Source organism: Pseudomonas sp. 382, assembly GCF_002759075.1.
Taxonomy (GTDB): Bacteria; Pseudomonadota; Gammaproteobacteria; order Pseudomonadales; family Pseudomonadaceae; genus Aquipseudomonas; species Aquipseudomonas vlassakiae.
In genome coordinates this window covers 26,271-43,540 of record NZ_PEMX01000025.1, presented here as the reverse complement: position 1 = coordinate 43,540, position 17,270 = coordinate 26,271, and the positions used below count along the sequence as shown (strand labels likewise).

At 60.0% G+C, this 17,270-nt stretch carries 19 protein-coding genes; 14 read left to right on the top strand and 5 right to left on the bottom strand.

Annotation, left to right across the window (positions count from 1 at the left end; all coding sequences use genetic code 11):
- Window positions 1-4: 4 nt before the first annotated feature.
- The 3 genes from CQW31_RS22590 to CQW31_RS22580 are packed head-to-tail and all read right to left on the bottom strand — an operon-like array spanning window position 5 to window position 4,715.
- The gene (locus CQW31_RS22590) at window positions 5-1,360 is read right to left on the bottom strand and encodes a TolC family protein (protein WP_099815431.1); all 1,356 of its coding nucleotides are present in this window, start codon (window positions 1,358-1,360) and stop codon (window positions 5-7) included.
- Complete coding sequence (locus CQW31_RS22585) at window positions 1,357-3,411, bottom strand: peptidase domain-containing ABC transporter (protein ID WP_249342024.1); 2,055 nt, start codon at window positions 3,409-3,411, stop codon at window positions 1,357-1,359. The genes CQW31_RS22590 and CQW31_RS22585 overlap by 4 nt, the downstream gene beginning before the upstream one ends.
- 47 nt (window positions 3,412-3,458) lie before the next feature.
- A complete protein-coding gene (locus CQW31_RS22580) occupies window positions 3,459-4,715 on the bottom strand; it encodes an HlyD family secretion protein (RefSeq protein WP_099815446.1) in 1,257 nt (418 codons plus the stop codon).
- A gap of 261 nt (window positions 4,716-4,976) precedes the next feature.
- On the opposite strand from CQW31_RS22580, the gene CQW31_RS22575 reads away from it, so the two are divergent.
- The 14 genes from CQW31_RS22575 (at window position 4,977) to CQW31_RS32205 (ending at window position 16,607) form a co-directional block, all read left to right on the top strand.
- Window positions 4,977-5,165, top strand: coding sequence for a bacteriocin (locus CQW31_RS22575; RefSeq protein WP_099815429.1), 189 nt, complete (start codon window positions 4,977-4,979; stop codon window positions 5,163-5,165).
- A gap of 256 nt (window positions 5,166-5,421) precedes the next feature.
- Window positions 5,422-6,300: a ParA family protein gene (locus CQW31_RS22570; protein ID WP_023628762.1), complete on the top strand. Its 879-nt coding sequence runs from the start codon at window positions 5,422-5,424 to the stop codon at window positions 6,298-6,300.
- 1 nt (window position 6,301) lies between these two features.
- Window positions 6,302-7,060 (top strand): hypothetical protein, encoded by a 759-nt coding sequence (locus tag CQW31_RS22565; RefSeq protein ID WP_023628763.1) that lies wholly within the window; start codon window positions 6,302-6,304, stop codon window positions 7,058-7,060.
- On the top strand, window positions 7,057-7,584 hold the full coding sequence (locus CQW31_RS22560; RefSeq protein WP_023628764.1) for a hypothetical protein: 528 nt from the start codon (window positions 7,057-7,059) through the stop codon (window positions 7,582-7,584). Before CQW31_RS22565 ends, CQW31_RS22560 begins: the two co-directional genes overlap by 4 nt.
- Entirely contained in the window at window positions 7,581-7,826 is a 246-nt protein-coding gene (locus CQW31_RS22555) for a hypothetical protein (protein WP_023628765.1), read from the top strand. The genes CQW31_RS22560 and CQW31_RS22555 overlap by 4 nt, the downstream gene beginning before the upstream one ends.
- On the top strand, window positions 7,826-8,524 hold the full coding sequence (locus CQW31_RS22550; RefSeq protein ID WP_023628766.1) for a DUF2786 domain-containing protein: 699 nt from the start codon (window positions 7,826-7,828) through the stop codon (window positions 8,522-8,524). Before CQW31_RS22555 ends, CQW31_RS22550 begins: the two co-directional genes overlap by 1 nt.
- Window positions 8,521-9,867: a replicative DNA helicase gene (gene dnaB, locus CQW31_RS22545; RefSeq protein ID WP_028692976.1), complete on the top strand. Its 1,347-nt coding sequence runs from the start codon at window positions 8,521-8,523 to the stop codon at window positions 9,865-9,867. Before CQW31_RS22550 ends, dnaB begins: the two co-directional genes overlap by 4 nt.
- A 174-nt stretch (window positions 9,868-10,041) precedes the next feature.
- Complete coding sequence (locus CQW31_RS22535) at window positions 10,042-10,569, top strand: hypothetical protein (RefSeq protein ID WP_028692975.1); 528 nt, start codon at window positions 10,042-10,044, stop codon at window positions 10,567-10,569.
- A gap of 225 nt (window positions 10,570-10,794) precedes the next feature.
- Window positions 10,795-11,799, top strand: a complete 1,005-nt coding sequence (gene yejK / locus CQW31_RS22525; protein ID WP_023628769.1) for a nucleoid-associated protein YejK — start codon at window positions 10,795-10,797, stop codon at window positions 11,797-11,799.
- An 11-nt stretch (window positions 11,800-11,810) separates the two neighbouring features.
- Window positions 11,811-12,158: an Arc family DNA-binding protein gene (locus CQW31_RS22520; RefSeq protein ID WP_023628770.1), complete on the top strand. Its 348-nt coding sequence runs from the start codon at window positions 11,811-11,813 to the stop codon at window positions 12,156-12,158.
- A 1-nt stretch (window position 12,159) separates the two neighbouring features.
- Window positions 12,160-13,872 (top strand): ParB family protein, encoded by a 1,713-nt coding sequence (locus CQW31_RS22515; RefSeq protein WP_099815428.1) that lies wholly within the window; start codon window positions 12,160-12,162, stop codon window positions 13,870-13,872.
- A gap of 32 nt (window positions 13,873-13,904) precedes the next feature.
- Window positions 13,905-14,600 (top strand): DUF2857 domain-containing protein, encoded by a 696-nt coding sequence (locus CQW31_RS22510; protein ID WP_023628772.1) that lies wholly within the window; start codon window positions 13,905-13,907, stop codon window positions 14,598-14,600.
- Complete coding sequence (locus tag CQW31_RS22505) at window positions 14,597-15,895, top strand: STY4528 family pathogenicity island replication protein (RefSeq protein WP_023628773.1); 1,299 nt, start codon at window positions 14,597-14,599, stop codon at window positions 15,893-15,895. The genes CQW31_RS22510 and CQW31_RS22505 overlap by 4 nt, the downstream gene beginning before the upstream one ends.
- Complete coding sequence (locus CQW31_RS32205; RefSeq protein WP_023628774.1) at window positions 15,888-16,607, top strand: A24 family peptidase; 720 nt, start codon at window positions 15,888-15,890, stop codon at window positions 16,605-16,607. Before CQW31_RS22505 ends, CQW31_RS32205 begins: the two co-directional genes overlap by 8 nt.
- Here the strand turns inward: CQW31_RS32205 and CQW31_RS30980 are convergent.
- Together CQW31_RS30980 and CQW31_RS30975 are read right to left on the bottom strand one after the other, a co-directional pair.
- The gene (locus CQW31_RS30980; protein ID WP_143524245.1) at window positions 16,561-16,929 is read right to left on the bottom strand and encodes a hypothetical protein; all 369 of its coding nucleotides are present in this window, start codon (window positions 16,927-16,929) and stop codon (window positions 16,561-16,563) included. The two genes, CQW31_RS32205 and CQW31_RS30980, sit on opposite strands and share 47 nt — an antisense overlap.
- Window positions 16,884-17,243, bottom strand: coding sequence for a hypothetical protein (locus tag CQW31_RS30975; protein ID WP_123902454.1), 360 nt, complete (start codon window positions 17,241-17,243; stop codon window positions 16,884-16,886). Before CQW31_RS30975 ends, CQW31_RS30980 begins: the two co-directional genes overlap by 46 nt.
- Between the last annotated feature and the right edge of the window lie 27 nt (window positions 17,244-17,270).

The following is a 17,270-nucleotide window of genomic DNA, read 5'->3' as shown; positions in this document are numbered from 1 at the left end:
CGCGTCAATACTCGCGGCCGTCCAGCTGGCCGAGGTCAGCAGCCAGTTGCAGGCGCGCGGTGTACCAGTCGACCACCGACGCGACCCGCCGTTGCTGCGCGTTGGCCAGATCGTTCTGGGCATTGAGCAGCTCGATGATGCTGCCGACGCCGGCCTTGTACCGCCCCAGCGCCACCCGGTGCGACTGACGGGCACTGGCGACCAGCCGACGGCTGATGACCAGCGCCTGGGTGCGCGCCTCCAGGGATTGGCGGCTGCGCCAGACACTCAGGGCGATGGCCCGCTGCGCACCGTACAGGTCCTGCTCCCGCGCCGCCGCTTCCGCCTCGGCCGCCCGCGCCCGGCGGCGGGCCAGAAAGCCATCGAAGATCGGCACGCTGACCTGCACGCCCACGGTCCAGGTTTCGATCTGCTGCCGCGAGGCCACCTGTTCGACCGGCGTATCCTCATGCCGGTAGTCGCTGTACAGCGAGATGGTCGGCCGCCCCTGGGCCCGCTCCGCCTCGGCCTTGGCCAGGCTGGAGGCCCATTGGGCGCGAGCGCTGTCCACTGACGGGTGGGTCTGCCGGGCCTGCTCCATCAACGCATCGACACTTTGCATGAAGCGCGCTTCCTGGCCTTGCGGCTCGTCCAGTGCTTCCAGGCGCAGCGGCGCGGAAGGCGACAGGTTCAAAGCGCTGGCCAGCGCACCGCGGGCAATGGCCAGGTCACCTTCGGCCAACACCCGCTCCAACTGCGCCTGCTCGAAGGTGGTCTGTGCCTGCAAGCGATCAGCGCGCTCCCCTGCCCCGGCCTGGTGCTTGGCGGTGGTCACCCGCAAGCTGTCGGCCGCCAGCGCCTCGATGCTGCGCCGGGCTTCGAGCAAGGCACTGCTGGCCTGCACCTGGTAGAACGCCTTGCTGGTGCCGAGTACCACCTGCTGGATCTTTTCCACCCGACTGCTGCTGGCCGCATTGAGCAACTGGCGGGCGCTTTCCACCCTGGCGTCGCGCAGGCCGAAGTCGTACAGCACCCAGTTGAGGCTCAGCCCATAGCCGCTGGTCCGGGCGTCGAGGCTGGAGTTGGCTTCGGGAAAACCGTCATAGCGCGTTTTGCGGTTGGCCCGGCCACTGTTCGCCTGCCCCTGCAAGGTCGGCCAGTAGGCCGAGCGTTCGGCCTCCATGCTGGCCTGGCTGCTCAATTCCGTACGCCAGGCGGCCTGCAGCTCGGGGTCGGCGCACAAGGCCATGGCCACGGCGCGGGACAAGGACAGCGGCCGGTCGGCAGGCCATGGTCCGGGGCAGGCTTGCAGGGGCTGCGCGGCCTGGCCCTGAAGGCCGCACAGACAAAGCAGCATGGCCAGCATTGCGCGGCGCTTCATGATGCGCTCGTCAGCCGCCCGTCGAGCAGCGCCACCACCCGCTGGGCCGAGCGGATGGTATCCGGCCGATGGGCGACGATCACGCGGGTTATGTGCAGCGCTTCCAGCGCCTGGTTGACGGCCGCCTCGCGCTGGATGTCCAGGTGGCTGGTGGCTTCGTCGAGGAACAGCAGCTTCGGGCGGCGGTACAGCGCGCGGGCCAACAGGATACGCTGCTTCTGCCCGCCGGAGAGCACTGCGCCCATGTCGCCGACCAGCGTGTTGTAGGCCATCGGCATGCGCGCGATGTCGTCATGCACGGCAGCCAGGCGTGCACACTGTTCGATCCAGGCCGGGTCGGCGTCGGTGGCGAAAAAGCTGATGTTGTCGGCGATCGAGCCGGCGAACAGCACGTCGTCCTGCAGCACCGTGGCGCTGATCCGGCGCAGCCGGCTTACCGAGCGGGCGTCGATGGGCTCGCCATCGAGCAGTACCTGCCCTTCCACCGGTACGAGGATGCCCAGCATCACGTTCAACAGCGTACTTTTGCCGCAACCTGAAGGGCCGACGATGGCCAGCGACTCACCCGGTTCGATGACCAGCGAAACGCCGTCCAGTACCCACGGCTCGTAGGCGTTATAGCGGAACCTCAGCTGACGCACTTCCAGGCGCGGCACCGGCCCTGCGTCTGCCTCCGGCAATGGCGGTGACTGCGGTTCGGCGGCCTCCAGCACAATGTCCGACAGGCGCTCACCATGCAGGCGCAGCATCACCACGTCGACCAGCTTGTCGATCAGCCCGGACACGCGGCTGTTGAACTGGTCCTTGTAGGCACTGAAAGCGATCAGCATGCCGGCGCTGAGCGCACCGTCCATCACCTGCCGGGCGCCCAGCCAGATCACCAGCAGGGTCACCAGGCCGAACAGCAAACCGTTGAAGGCGCGGTACAGCAGTTGCAGCTTCTGCGGCCGCAAACCGGCATTGATCTCGTCGATCAGCAGGCCACTCCAGGTCGTCGCGCGCTGCTCCTGATGAGCGAACAGCTTCAGCGTGCGCACGCCGCGCATGGTTTCGAGAAAATGGCTCTGCTGCCTGGCTGCATGCACCAGTTCATCTTCGCTGGCCCGTCGCAGCGGCCCGAACCAGGCCCAGCGCGCCAACCCGTACAGCAGCATGGCAAACACCGCAATGAACGCCAACGGCGGGCTGTAGAGAAACATCAGGGCCAGCGTGACCACGGTCATCAGGCCATCGAGCAGGGCTTCGATGAACGAGGTGGTGAGGGTGCGCTGGATCGCCTTGAGCGAACTGAAGCGAGAAATGATATCGCCCAGATGGCGCCGCTCGAAGAACGCCACCGGCAGGCGTACCAGGTGGTTGAAGACATTGATCTGCCACTGGCTGCCAAGCAGCGTACCCAGGTACATCAAGGCCCACGAACGCCCCAGCGACAGCACCTGCTGGGCCAGCAGCATCAGGCCGAAGCCGATGGCCAGCACCGCCAGCAGGTCACGATCGGCACTGACCAGCACTTTGTCGATCACCGTCTGCATGAAGAACGGCGCCAGCACCGTGCACAGCTCCAACGCCAGGCCCAGCGCCAATACCTGGGCGAATACGCTGCCAAATCCCTCGACCTTGCCCAGCAAGCGCCGCAGGGACAGCCGCGTCTTCACCACGCCTGGCTGGAAATCGCTGTGAGGCCATAGCTCCAGGGCGACGCCAGTGAAGGCCCTGGAGACCTCTTCGAGGCCAAGCTTGCACACCCCGCGCGCCGGGTCATGGATGACCACGCCCCGCGGGCCGACCTCCTTGAGCACCACGAAGTGATTGAACTCCCAGTGCAGTATGCACGGCAGACGCAATTGCGGCAGTGCCTCCAGCTCCAGACGCAGCGGTCGCGTGGCCAGGCCCAAGTGACCGGCCATGGCCATCAGTTGCTTGAGCGTGGCCCCTTTCATGGAAGGCGCGAGCTTCTGGCGCAGGCCCTGCATGTCATGCACCTGGCCGTGATAGGCGGCAACCATCGCCAGGCAGGCCTGGCCACATTCGGCAGCCTCGACCTGCAGCATCACAGGCAGCTTGCGGCCGATGCCAAAGCTCAGGGAATGGTAAAGGCTCACAAGCGTTTTCCTATGCCGCGCAGGGGCTCGAGCAACCATTCGTAGAGCGGCAACTCCTCCAGCATGATGTCCGCGTCCAGCTGCATGCCGGAGCGCAGGGGTTCTTCACCGCCGCGGGCGAACAGACTTTGTCGCTCCAGCGTGACCTTGACCCGATACAGCGGCCCTTGTTCGCGCAACGCCTCGGAGGGCACGCCAACGCTCATGACCTCGTCAGCCGGCATGGCGCTGCGGGAAACCGAGGCGACGGTACCGCGGGCCAGGCCAAAATGCTGGTAGGGGAAGGCCTGGTAGCGCAGCAGCACCGTATTCCCTGGCCGCACGAAGCCGGCCGAGCGGCTGGGCACATGGAGCTCCGCATAAAGGCGGCTGTCCTGCGGTACCAGGCTAAGCAGCGGGCGACCGGTATCGGCGCGCGCCCCGTTGACCACGCCTAGCGCCGCCACCTCCCCGGCCACCGGGGCGGTGATCATCACTTGGCGCTTGACCTCGCTTTCCAGCAGGCTGCTCTGGCTCTCCAGCAGCCGGCGCTGCAGCTCCGCCATCTGCTTGGTCTGCTGGTAAGGCAATTCGGCAAGTTCGGCGCGCAACGCGGCGCTTTCGTTGCGCAGGGCCAGCAGCGAGCGGTTCAGTTCTTCGGCGCGCAGGCGCATTTCCAGCACGGCATCCTGGCGGGCCTGGAGCAGGTCACGGGAAACGAAGTCCTGACGTTGCAGCTCGGCGTAGCGTTCGGCGATACCCTGGGCCAGCGCCAGGCGCTGGCGAGTGAGGGCAATCTGCGCGGAGACTTTTTCCTGTTCACCTTCCAGCATGCCGAGGCGACGGGTCTTGCCCTCATGTTCTTGCTGGTGAAGCACGCGGGTTTCGGCAATTTCGTCGGCCAGGCTGTTGTTGCGCCTGGCAAGCAGGCGGCTGATGGCATCCTGGTTGGCAGCTGCCTCACCGTTGCGGGTGTCACTGGCCAAGGTCAACAGGACCTGTCCCGCCTTGACGTGCTCGCCATCGCTGATCTGAAGGTCCTGCACCACTCCAATCTGCGGGGCGAAGACCTTGATCACCCCGGCCTCGGGCACCAGCACGCCGCTCACGGCTTCACGCCGCGTGTAGCTGGCAAAGGTGATGAACAGGCCTACGGCAATGCAGAACAGCAGCGCACAGGCGCTGGCGATGCGCAAGGAGGGTGGCGATACCAATATCACGCTGCCCAGGTCGTTGCGGGCCCCTGATTGCAGTGCTTCCTTACGAAATAGCATTCCCTGGCCTACTTCTGGCAGTTGCGAAATCGCCCGCAGCAAGTCCGGCATCGGGCCAGGCCAGACTAATCAAGCCAGTCACAACGGGCACTAGTACAGATGCACTAGTGCGCGACGCAGCGAGAACGGCATCACATTGTGGCACTAGGACACTAGGTCACCCGTGCTATTGCTTCAAGCGGCAGCCCCTTCACATGATTTGCCAGGTCCGGTAAACGCTTTGCCGGTGACGGAACAACACAACTTGAAGAGGACTCATCCGTGAATACCGAACTTGAAAACCTGCGCACACTCGACGATGACGAACTGGAACAGGTCAGTGGTGGCATTTCAGCTTTTGGCTACCACGCCGATGCCAGCGTCGTTAACTATGGCCAAGGCTCGATCTTGCATGTGAGCTGGGGCAGCAACGGCGGCAAGTACAACTTCTTCGAACTGAAGCTGTGCTGATTGGCCAGGCCCGCAGCCTTTGAGGGTGTGGGCCTTTGCCGTTCTTGAAAGCCCAGAACGACAAAGCCCGCGACCATTGCTGGTTGCGGGCTTTGTGTTACTGCATATGGTGGGTCGTGTAGGATTCGAACCTACGACCAATTGGTTAAAAGACAATTGGGATCTAGGCCGATAATTCCACCTAGGGAGGGGTTTTCAGCACCATTCCGCGCCTAGGCACGCAGCCTCTAATGAAATCCACATTAGAGGCATGGCAATGACACATCCGAAGAAAGCAAAACGAGCAGGTAAGGTTTCAACCAAAGGCGGCACCGGTAAATCCACCGGCTCCACCAATCTGGGGGCATTCACAGCAGACGCTGGGTTGCGCACCCTCCTCATCGATCTGGACCCCGTCCAGCCTTCCGCATCCTCCTATTTCCCCCTGGAGTACACTGCCCCGGGCGGCATTTTCGAGCTGCTGTCGTACAACGAGACCGACCCGGCCAAGATCATCTCCCGCACGTCGATCAAGAATCTCGACGTCATCATTTCGAACGATGCCAACAACCAGCTCAACAACCTCATACTGCAGGCGCCTGATGGCAGACTGCGACTAGCCAACCTGATGTCGGCTTTCGATGCCGATTACGATCTCATCCTCTTTGACACCCAGGGCGCCCGCTCTGCGATGCTGGAGATGGTCGTTCTTGCATCTGATATCATCCTCTCCCCCCTCCCCCCGAACATGTTGGCCGCGCGCGAATTCAGCCGTGGAACCATCCATATGATGGATGGCCTGCGCAGTTACGCTCGTCTCGGCCTCACCATTCCCCACATCAACATCATCATCAACGGCCTGGATGAAACTGCTGACGCGCGCGAGATCCACCGCACCGTCCGTGAAATCTTCGACGGGAACCCAGACTACACCGTCCTGCAATCGATCATTCCAGATGCCGTCATCTTCAAGAAAGCCGCGAGCCAAGGCGTGCCGGCGCATCGGCTTGAATATCGTCAACCTTCGAACCGTAAGTCGCCGGCGGCGCTGAACATCATCCGCAGCTTGGCGATCGAGGCCTTCCCTGAGTGGACGGACCGCTTCGAGGCAATGACCGAAGAGCGTGTAGCCCAAATCGTCAAAGAAGGGCGCTGAGATGGCCAAGAGACCCATCGTCATCACCGATGCCAGCGACATCACTACCGAACTGGTTCTGCAACTCGGGAGAACGCACTCCGCCAAGGACCTTCGCAGCGTCCAAACCCGGCTCACCTCCATCGCAGGTGATCTGCGCAAGTTCGGGTATCACTGGAATAAAGAGTCTGGGCTACTCGGAAAACTCGGAGAGCACCTGACCGATGCTCAACGGCAGCTTCTGCTCGACGCATCGCGCCTGGTTGAATCCATCGGCAACAACGTTACTCATGCCAAGGAAAAACTTGTTCGGACCGAGAAGGACACGAAACGCCGGCAAGATGCCCGTGATGCACTGGCGAAGCAGCTCGTTGCGCGTACATTCCCCTTGCCCACCGAAACCCATGAAGAACGGCTCGAGACGATCAAGGCTGCACTCATCCTGAATCGTGCACGACAGTTCCATACCTCCTACAACCCATCTGAATTCAACCTCTACGTCAGGAGCGATCTGAAGACGCCTGATCGACTCTACGGGGCCTCACCTGAGCAACACCGGGTCGGGAATATCCAAACACTCCGTTACTTCATGATCAGCGACCTGACCAGCCACCTTGCTTATGACGATGGTTCGTCGGTTGAGGAACGTCTGCGACTCCTGCAGGAGAAAGTGGCCGAAGCTGTTGGCCTGGCTGCCTTGACAGCAGACGAACGCGAGACCCTGCGCCTGTGGAAAGAGGCTCTCTCCCCCGATGGGGCGAAGCAGGAGGGCCAAGCATGAACAACGTCAGCCAACAGCAGCTCGACCTTCTCTGGCACACCTTGGGTCTGTCCGCCGAAAACAGACACCGGCGCACAGTTAGCCGCAATTACTTTCTCACAAGCCCAGGTTGCAGCGATGCACGACAGCTCGACGTGCTCGTCGCAGCAGGGCTCATGTCGTGCGGAAAGCCTCCAGCTTTTTGTCCCCAGGATGAAGTTGTTTATCGCGCTACGAGTCAGGGCCAGCACTTCGCAGAGACCAGCCTCCCTCCGCTACCAAAACTCACTCGGTATGACGAGTTTCTGGATGCAGACAGCGGGCTTGAGTTTCACGAATGGCTCGGGATCGAAAAACCCACGATTGAGCATCGTTGTAAGTCATTCGGCTACAGCGAAGTGGGCAGCCTGATCTCTATAGAGTCCGGCTGTCGCATGAGCTCAAGCCGTGCTACGGGCGAGTGGTGCAAGACCAAGAAAGACGCCAAGGCCAGTTACAAAGCGGCCTTAGCGGCTTCGAAGGCTCATCGCGCGGAGGCTGCATGATGAATCCTGCCTCTATTTCCCAGTTCGCTGGCACGCTTTGCCTGTACCTCATGAACTGCTCTGTGGCACTGGCGACCGCCTATGGCTTGGGTTCGATCTTCAAAGCCCCGCTCGCCGAAATCGCTCTGCAGGGTTCGGTCTACTCGGCCTATGCGCTCGGCACGGTCGGGACGCTGAATCTCCTGGTGCTGATCGCATCAGCTATGCGTGGACAACCTCGCCAACTTGGGGAGGGCTCCTGATGGACAAGCAGAAGATCCTCGACAAAGTCACCAAGCTGATGGCCTTGGCCAACAGCCCAGGGGCAAACACGAACGAGGCAGCAATCGCATTGCGCCAGGCCCGCTCGCTCATGGCCCAGTACAACATCGACGCAGACGAACTGCGGGCCAGCCAAGTTCTTGAAGCAAGTATCCCCACGGGCACACGTCGATCCCCAGCGGATTGGTTGCATGCCCTCGCCGGAACATGTGCAGCCGCATTCGACTGCAGCCACCTCTCTTACTACCACCCATTGAAGGGTTACTGCTTCAAGTTCCTGGGCAAGGGTATCGGTCCGGATCTGGCTGCCTATGCCTACAGCAGCCTCGTCCTGCAGTTACAGAAAGCACGTCGCGAGCATGTCTCGCAGCAGAAACGGTGCCAGCTGAAGACCAAACGACGCCGCGGCCAACTGTTTGCGGAGGGTTGGATTGGAGCAGTGGCCTACAAAGTTCGAGAGTTCGCGGGTGACCTGGCTCCGGAGATCAAGGCTGAGATCACGGCCTACTTGACCGTGCATCACCCTGACTTGAAGCAAAGCGACATCACGCCAAGCGAAGCCAAAGGCCACGATCGTAGCTCTCTGTACGCAGGTATTCGGCAAGGCCGGCATGCTCAGCTCCACCACGGAGTTGGCCGCACCGAACAGCCTGGCATTTCCCACGGGGGTGCCAGATGACCGACCTGAGCTATTCACCTCCTCACTCCATGGAGGCGGAACAGGGCGTCCTGGGCGGGCTGATGCTGGACAACGAAGCCTGGGATCTCGTCGGTGACCTACTGCAGGCAGATGACTTCTTTCGGGGCGAACACAGGCTGATTTTCACCGCTATCCAAGAACTGTCAGAGAAAAACAGCCCTTTCGACGTGGTCACGATTTTCGAGCAGATGGCCGTCCCCGAGGAGGTTGGAGGACTTTCCTACCTGGCAGAGCTGGCCAAGAACACCCCGTCTGTAGCGAATATCCAATCGTATGCGGAGATCGTGCGTAATCGCGCACACCTTCGTCGCATCATGTCCCTGTGTTTCCAGGGGACACGGGATGCAGCTGAACTTGCTGCTGACGCGGCGGAGGTTCAGGACACGCTCGAGCAGAAGCTGTTCGCGCTGGGCGAAGGTCGCGTTGTACGTGAATTCGCCAACATGAACGAGGCACTGCTCTCTGTCGTCGACAAGATCGACGCGAATTTCAACGGTCATGTGACCGTAACGGGGGTGCCAACAGGCATCACCGATCTCGATGAAATGACGCGCGGCCTGCAGCCAGCAGACCTGATCATCGTCGGCGCGCGCCCATCCATGGGCAAGACCTCGTTCTGCTTGAGCATCGTAGATGCCGCGCTGAACAGTAAGCCTGACGAGATCGTGCTGGTTTTCAGCATGGAGATGCCTACCGAGGCCCTCATCTACCGAATGCTGGCAATTTTGGGCCACATCGACCTGAGCAGGCTCCTGTCCGGTCAGTTGCAGGACGAGGACTGGCCCAAACTCTCCGCCGCCGTGCATCGCATGAGCGCATACGGCAACCGTCTGGTCATCGATGACAGTGCAAACCTCACTCCTGCTGCGATGCGCGCCAAGGTTCGACGCGCTAGCCGGCGCTTTGGGAGGCCCTGCTTGATCATGGCGGATTACCTGCAACTCATGCGCTGCCCTGGGCAAGAGAACCGGGCCAATGAGATCAGCGAGATATCTCGTTCCCTCAAGGGAATCGCGAAGGAATTCAACTGCCCCTTCGTAGCTCTTTCTCAGCTCAACCGGGCTCTGGAGCAACGTCAGAACAAACGACCAGTCAACGCCGATCTGCGCGACAGCGGAGCGATCGAGCAAGACGCCGACATCATCCTCTTCGTGTACCGAGACGAGGTGTACAACGAAAACACCGAGTTCAAGGGGATTGCCGAGCTGATTATCGGCAAACAACGCCAAGGGCCTACGGGCTATGTACGCGCAGCCTTTATCGCCAACCAAACTCGCTTCGCAAACCTCACTGCTGACCATTGGCAAGGAGCTGCCGCATGACGCTCACAGAATCCCATCTGATTACGCATGGCTGCCTTAACTGTGGCCGGCACTTCGCGCTTCATCAGGTACGGCAGGTGCATCCTGCTGAGCATACCCCTGAAGGTGAGGCAGAGGTTCTGGTATGCCCGGTCTGCGGCAGCTATGACCCCGTTCCTCTCTCGGAGGTGCCCAATGCAGGCTGAGCAGATCTACCCTTCGATCCCTGCAATCGCAAACACCGACCAATCGGCCTTGGCATTCGCGCACCAGTCTGGCGTAAACGCGGTTTGGCTGGATGCTCTCAGCCAGGTTGTCTCACGGCTCACCCAGTTCGGTGAAACCACGGTGCCTGTTGAGCTGAATGAGGCTCTGCAAGAGCTTGCACAGCTGCAGTACGTCGAGCTGGAAAGCCATGATGCTGGAACGCTGGCAGCGACCCTCCTTGGCCAACCAGCCCTGCTGACCAATTACTTCTGGTCAGTATGGGTACCAAGGCACCTCCTGAGCTGCGGTCTGAAGGTTGCAGTAACCCCCCATCTGACCAGCTCCGTGGACGAGGCTCATCACTGCACCGTGGTCTTCCGGATTCCTGGATCGCGCGAGACTGCACGTGAGTTCCTCACCGACCTGGCCACCCAATATCCGGGCTGCACCCCGGAAATCGTGGCCATCCAAGCGGGTGATGCACTTTGCCCGAAGGAGGCCGGATCCAATGCGTAACCTTCTTCGCGGCGCCCACGACAGTGTCCGCCGGCTTGCTGAGTTTGCCCTCTCCGAGGGCTGGACTCTCTCCAGGTCCAATAGCGGCCACCTGAAGTTCAGCAAGTCCGGCTTCGCACCGATTTTCACTTCCTGCACACCTAGCGACCACCGTTCCGAGCGCAACACCCGGGCGTTGCTTCGACGTGCGGAAGTCCAAAACAGCTCCTCGCGGGGGATTCAATAATGCCGATCCGACACGTAATTATTCACCAGCTCGACAAGCAGCCCGACGGCAGCCCCGCCGTCCTTCATGCCCGTGACACTGAGCTCCCACCGTCCGATGCTATCGTGAGTCTCCAGGGCGACCTGAACGACAGCTACAACGCCAAGCAAGGCAAAGCGTGGGGCTTCTTCCATGGGGAGTCGGGTGCGTACCCATTCAGCGGTTGGCTGAAACAGTACCTGGAGGAGCAGCAAGACTTCACCAGCTTCAGCCGTGTGTCTGTCGAACACCTGCAGAAACTGCTTGAAGAGGTCAACCTGTCCACCGGTGGCCACGTGTTCTTCAGCCATTACCAACAAGGCTTGACTGAGTACTTGATGATCGCTGTCCTCCAGCAGGTCGAAACCGTCAGCCTGGACGGTGATCTTAATGTTGTAGCCTCTCGCTACCTGGACACCAGCAACTTCTCCTGCGCGGCCCGGATCAACCTGAGCGAGTGGCGCAACAACCCTAACTCGAAGCAGTACATTTCCTTCGTTAAAGGCAAAAACGGCAGGAAGAGTTCGGACTACTTCCGCGACTTCATCGGGTGCCAAGAAGGCGTCGACGGGCCAGGTGAAACCCGCACGCTTCTCAAGGCATTCACCGACTACGTCGAGAAAGAGGATCTCCCAGAAGAAAGCGCCCGGGAGAAAACCCACGCGCTGCTCGACTATGCCACCACCCAAACGAAGCTGGGGCAGCCCCTCTCTCTTCAAGAGCTGTCCCAGACTCTCGATGAAGACCGCCCTCAGGCGTTTTACGACCACATCCGCAATAGCGACTACGGCCTATCCCCTGAGATCCCGGCCGATAAGCGCACACTCAACCAGTTCCGCCGTTTCACCGGCCGCGCCGAAGGTCTGTCGATCAGCTTTGAGGCGCACCTGCTCGGTTCCAACGTCACCTACGACGCCGACACCGGCTCGCTGACGATCAAGAACCTGCCCACTCAGCTCACCGACCAACTCAAACGCCGCCAGTAAGGAGAACCACCATGAACGCAACCAATTCCCGTACCGCTGACAAGTTCGTGGTTCGCCTGCCGAATGGCATGCGTGAACAAGTGGCAGAAGTCGCCCGCAAGAACCATCGTTCCATGAACAGCGAAATCATCGATCGCCTCGAGCAATCGCTACTCAACGGTCAATTTGAGCCGGCGCAGAAAGCCCAGGGCGACGGCGCCAACGCAGAGGAGTTGAGATCCGAGCTGACCCGCGCATACCGGATCATCGATCGCCTGTTGCAAAATGCTGTTCCAACTCAAGACGACATTCAGGAAGTGCTGCACCTGGTTCGCCACTCTCCTCTGGCTCACCCGCACGTTGCTGCGGTAGGAGCTTGAGATGGCCGCTACAGACCTCAAAGCCAAGCTTCTCGCTCCAGGCTTCACCCCTACAGGCACCACCGCGGCCATGAGTGACCCTATCGCGGACACCCCATTGGTGCTGACTGTCGAGCAGGTCCTCCCTTGGGAGGATAACCCTCGTACCACTCGCAACCCACGATACGATGAACTCAAGGAGTCGATCCGCCACCGTGGCCTCGACACCCCTCCGCCTGTAACACGCAGACCTGGAGAGGAAAAATACCGGATCCGCAACGGTGGGAACACGCGAATCACAATTCTGAAGGAGCTGTTCCAGGAAACTGGCGACGAAAGGTTTCAGAGGATTAATGTTCTGTTCCGCCCATGGGATCAGATCCGAGGCGAGATCGTGATGCTCACCGGTCACCTGGCCGAGGATCTCAAAGGTGAGCTCAAATTCATCGAGAGAGCTGTCGCGGTGGGTCGAGCGAAGGCGCTTTATGAGGAGGAAAGCGGCGAGACCATTTCCCAGCGCGAGCTCGCTCGACGCCTATCTAAAGATGGGTACCCTATTTCTCAGTCCCATATCAGCAGGATGCTGGATACCCTGCAATTTTTGCTGCCTGCAGTGCCTGGTTTGCTCTACTCCGGTCTCGGTATCGACCGGATCACGAAAATAATCGCGCTGAGAAAATCTGCATTGGCTTGCTGGGACAAGCATTACAGCAATGAAGGCGTTGACTTCGAAATGCTGTTCCAGGACGTCCTTGCCCAGTTCGAGGGAGAAGCGGAAGAATTCCTGTTCCAGCGCTTCCAGGACGAGCTCATCGGCACGATGAAAAAATCGCTGCAGCTCGGCTACGAGGACATTCTGCTGGAGATTACCCAGCAGCAGGATAAGCTCCGTCGCTCAACGCCAGTGGTAGAAGTGCCGAGTACCGGCAAGTCCAGTAATCATCCCGCCAGTCTTTTGGGTACTGGTACAGCTTCACCGGTACCGGTACCGGCATCGCAACAGCTACCTGAAGCTACTGGGAGTTCGCCGAAGCCTTCTCAGCCTCCCCACCAGCCAGCTGCTCCAATGCCGGGAGCTTCGCTCACACCAGAGCAAGAGCAGGAACGGATTGCAGGGCATATCGCGTCCCCAACGAACCTCAGCCAGCGGGTGATCGAGACAAAAGCGAAGGTTGCCGCCCTCAGCGGGGAAACGCTGCCCGATTTCAACTCGAACTGCCTGGTCGCCATCCCCGTGCAAGCCGGCGGACTGCACCCCATTACCGACCTCTGGTACATCGAGCGTCAGATTGACCAACCTGGCGAGTTGCGCAACCAGGTAGCCCAACTGGCCGTGGAGATCCTCGAATCTGTCAACGGCCCTGGCGATATCCAGGTAATCGATGGAAGGATCGGGTTCAAGTACAAACAGCCGGAGACCGAAGTTGAAGTCACTGCAACAGCTCAACATACGCTGACACTGCTTCAGTCATTGAGCGGTGCGATGGCTATCGCACTCAAGATGCTGAACGAGCAACCAAACCCTGCCAGTGCATTGGGCGAATTTGAGTTTGCTGCCGGCCTGGGCCAACTGCTGCTGGGCCAACCTCTGGGTGCTGAGCAGGCACCAGGTGACGAAGGTCGTTTGAGTGACGGTGCGCTGGTCAAGTTATTCCGCATCATTCGGCTGGCTCGACGCCTGATCGACTTGGAAATCGAAGAGTTCAAACGGTCCTCGCCAGTCCAGGACAACTGAACACTCGATGAGATGAATGGGAGGGAGTCTCAATGTCCAAGTCAACACTTAACGAAGCGGTTCTCTCACAGCTGCTTGACCTCATGCGTAACGGTCAACTTCAGCGCTGTGTAGAGATGGGAGTTGAACCAGAGGTGCTGGGCCAGATCCAGCACCCAACAGTCCTCAGTTTGCTCCGCAATACCCCTGTTTCATGGGTCAACGTGTCAATCAACAGCTCAATGATCCTCAAGCTGCTGACCGGCGCCGCGCGTACAGAAGAGGAAACTCGGCTTATCGAGCGCGCGATCCGGCTGGGGGCCACGACCAGCTTGCTCGGCAAGTTCTTCGGGCTCACACCTCAAGAGATAGCCTTGCAGCGTACCGTCATTGGGGTGCGTGCCCCACGCGGTCGATGGCCAGAGCTCTCTGAAGATCAGGATCACCATATTTGGCATCGCTGGACCAAGTTGATGGATGAGCACCGCGTCGAGCTCGAGGACAGCTTGGCCATGCTCGACGTGGCCATGCTGGTTGCCGAGGAGCTGAGCACGGACGGTCTCACGCTTGCGCAGATCTGGTCACGGATCACTCAGTGGGTCGAACAAGGCTTGTATCCAGGCAGCACTGAACGCTCCCGAGTCACTGAGCGACGACAGCTCACCCTTTTGGATGAGGGCGGCCTACGTCATGTCGATGAAAGCGGCACCGCCTCTATCCATCCTGGAGAAGGCGATCAGAGAAGATGAAGCTCACACGGTTCCCGATTTCCACGCTCCTAGATTCGGCCTCGGGGCAACTCGAGGCCCATGTGCAGAAGAAGAGAGCTGAGGACACCGCCCCTACTGCAGCGCCTGCTACACCCTACTCCGGGATAATTTTCAGCGGAAATCCGCATGAAACGGTCCCGCGTAAACTCCTACTCGACAATCGGTTGACCCCCTTGGAACGCAATTGCTGGCAAGTCTTTCGACTGCTGGTCAATGAAGATGGAATCACGGCTTTCCCCACCTATGACCAACTGCGGCCCTACCTCGGCATGAATCCAGGTAAACACGCCTCTAGAGAAACCGTGGCAAAAGCCTTGACGGTGCTCCGTCTGACCCGCTGGTTAAGCCTGGGCCGGACGGTGCGGAATGAGATCAACGGCCAGGTTCAGGGGAACGTCTACCTCCTACACGACGAGCCTGTCACGCCGGCGGAGGCCCTGGAGTTCGACAAGGACTATATGACCTTGCTGATGCAATCCATGGAGCATCAGAACAAAGCGATCAAGGACATCGCGGCAATTACCTGGAGAGAATTCACCAGCGATCCAGACGTTGGGCGACGACTTCCCTCGCGCATTGACACGATTAGCGATCGACTGAACGCCCAGACCTGGGCAGTTGAAACCAAACAAAATGCACTGCCTGCGCCTGAGTTCGGAATCCGAACTCAGCAAGACTTAGCCGTGGATGGACTGAGTTCGGAATCCGAACTCAGTACGAACTCAGCGAAACAGGGGGCCCTCCCCCTCAGTTCGGATTCCGAACTCAGCCTGAAACCACTGAGTTCACCCTCAGTTCGGATTCCGAACTCAGCTAGTACGTATACAAATACAGACAAGTCTGTATCTAAAAGCTCTGTACAACCGCGCGAGAGTGCAGGTGTGAACTGGTTACTTGCCCTAGATCTCCTCAAGCCAGAGGACCGTGTGAAGGCACGTGAGATCATGGGGCCGGTACCGGAGAATCTCCGAGAGGCGGTGATCAACCAGTGGAAGCATCGCTGTACTAGCGGGAGTGTCGCCAAGCCCCTCGCGTACCTGACGAGCCTTGCAGGCAAGGCCATACGGGGTGACTTCAACGCAGAGTGGAGCCCTACAGCGCCTGCTGCAACTCCGACGTCATCGCCAGCGGCCAGCGTGGTAGCACGGCCCACTCAGCCCGCCGTTCCCAAGCCGGCACCGACAGCGACTGCGATGCAGACAGCAAATTCCGCGCTGACCTCGCTGCAGGCCCTGCTTGACCCTCGACGCCGCGTGGAGCCCACCGATGAGTGATTGGATGGGTTCTACGATCACCCTGGGATTTGCCTCTGTTGTGATTGGTATGCTGGCGGGCCGCGTTTGTACCTGGGGCGCTTGCTGCCTACCTGCACTCCTCAAGCGCCAATGGCAGCGGGATGCACGGGAACTGCTGGGGCTGGATTCAGAGAAACATTCCGACCTTCAACCGGCCAGAACCCCTTCGCGAGTAATCTGGACCGCGCAGATTAGCTGCGCTGCGTTGTCACTCGTGGTGACAATGCATTTTGGGCCAACTATGCAGGCCTTCTGTGCCCTGCTGTTTACCTGGATGCTTCTGGCTTTGAGCTTGATCGACAGTGAGCACCACCTACTGCCGGATTCGCTGGTAATACCAGGACTCTGGGCCGGCTTAGTCCTCAACTCCTTCGGACTGTTCACGGTACTGCAGGACGCTCTTTGGGGGTGTGTCGTTGGCTTTGGCTTCTTCTGGTCTGTGAGTCAACTAACCGGACTAATCACTGGCCGAGAAAGCATCGGTAGAGGCGACATTAAGCTGTTGGCATTGATGGGTGCGTGGGGTGGCCTACAGGTACTTGGCTGGACTGTAGTTTGCTCTCTGCTAGGTGCAGGTCTAGCCGCAATGCTTCTCATACTCCTGGGAAAGCGATCTACCGACGCAAGAATTCCATTTGGTCCGTTCATCTCCGCCGCAGGCTGGAGCGCATTTGTGATTCTAACTCATTGATTAATAACCCATGGACCATTAGTCGAGTGATGCGGCCCGCATCATTCACCGGCATCGACACCGGCGCGAGCCAGGTCGAGTGGTTCCACCGGAATCCCCTGATAGTGAGGCCCGCATCATTCACTGGCACCGACACCGGCGCGAGCCAGGTCGAGTGGTTCCACTGGAACCACCTGACAGTGATGCGGCCCGCATCATTCACCGGCACCGGCACCGCCGTGAGCCAGGTCGAGTGATTCCACTGGAATCGCCTGATAGTGATGCGGCCCGCATCACTCACCTGATTCGACACCGGCGCCGAGGCCGGGTCGAGTGGTTCCACCAGAATCCCCTGATAGTGATGCGGCCCGCATCATTCACTGGCACCGGCACCGGCGCGAGCCGGGTCGAGTGGTTCCACCAGAATCCCCTGATAGTGATGCGGCCCGCATCATTCACTGGCACCGGCACCGGCGCGAGCCAGGTCGAGTGGTTCCACTGGAACCACCTGACAGTGATGCGGCCCGCATCATTCACCGGCACCGACACCGGCGCGAGCCAGGTCGAGTGATTCCACTGGAATCGCCTGATAGTGATGCGGCCCGCATCACTCACCTGATTCGACACCGGCGCCGAGGCCGGGTCGAGTGGTTCCACCAGAATCCCCTGATAGTGATGCGGCCC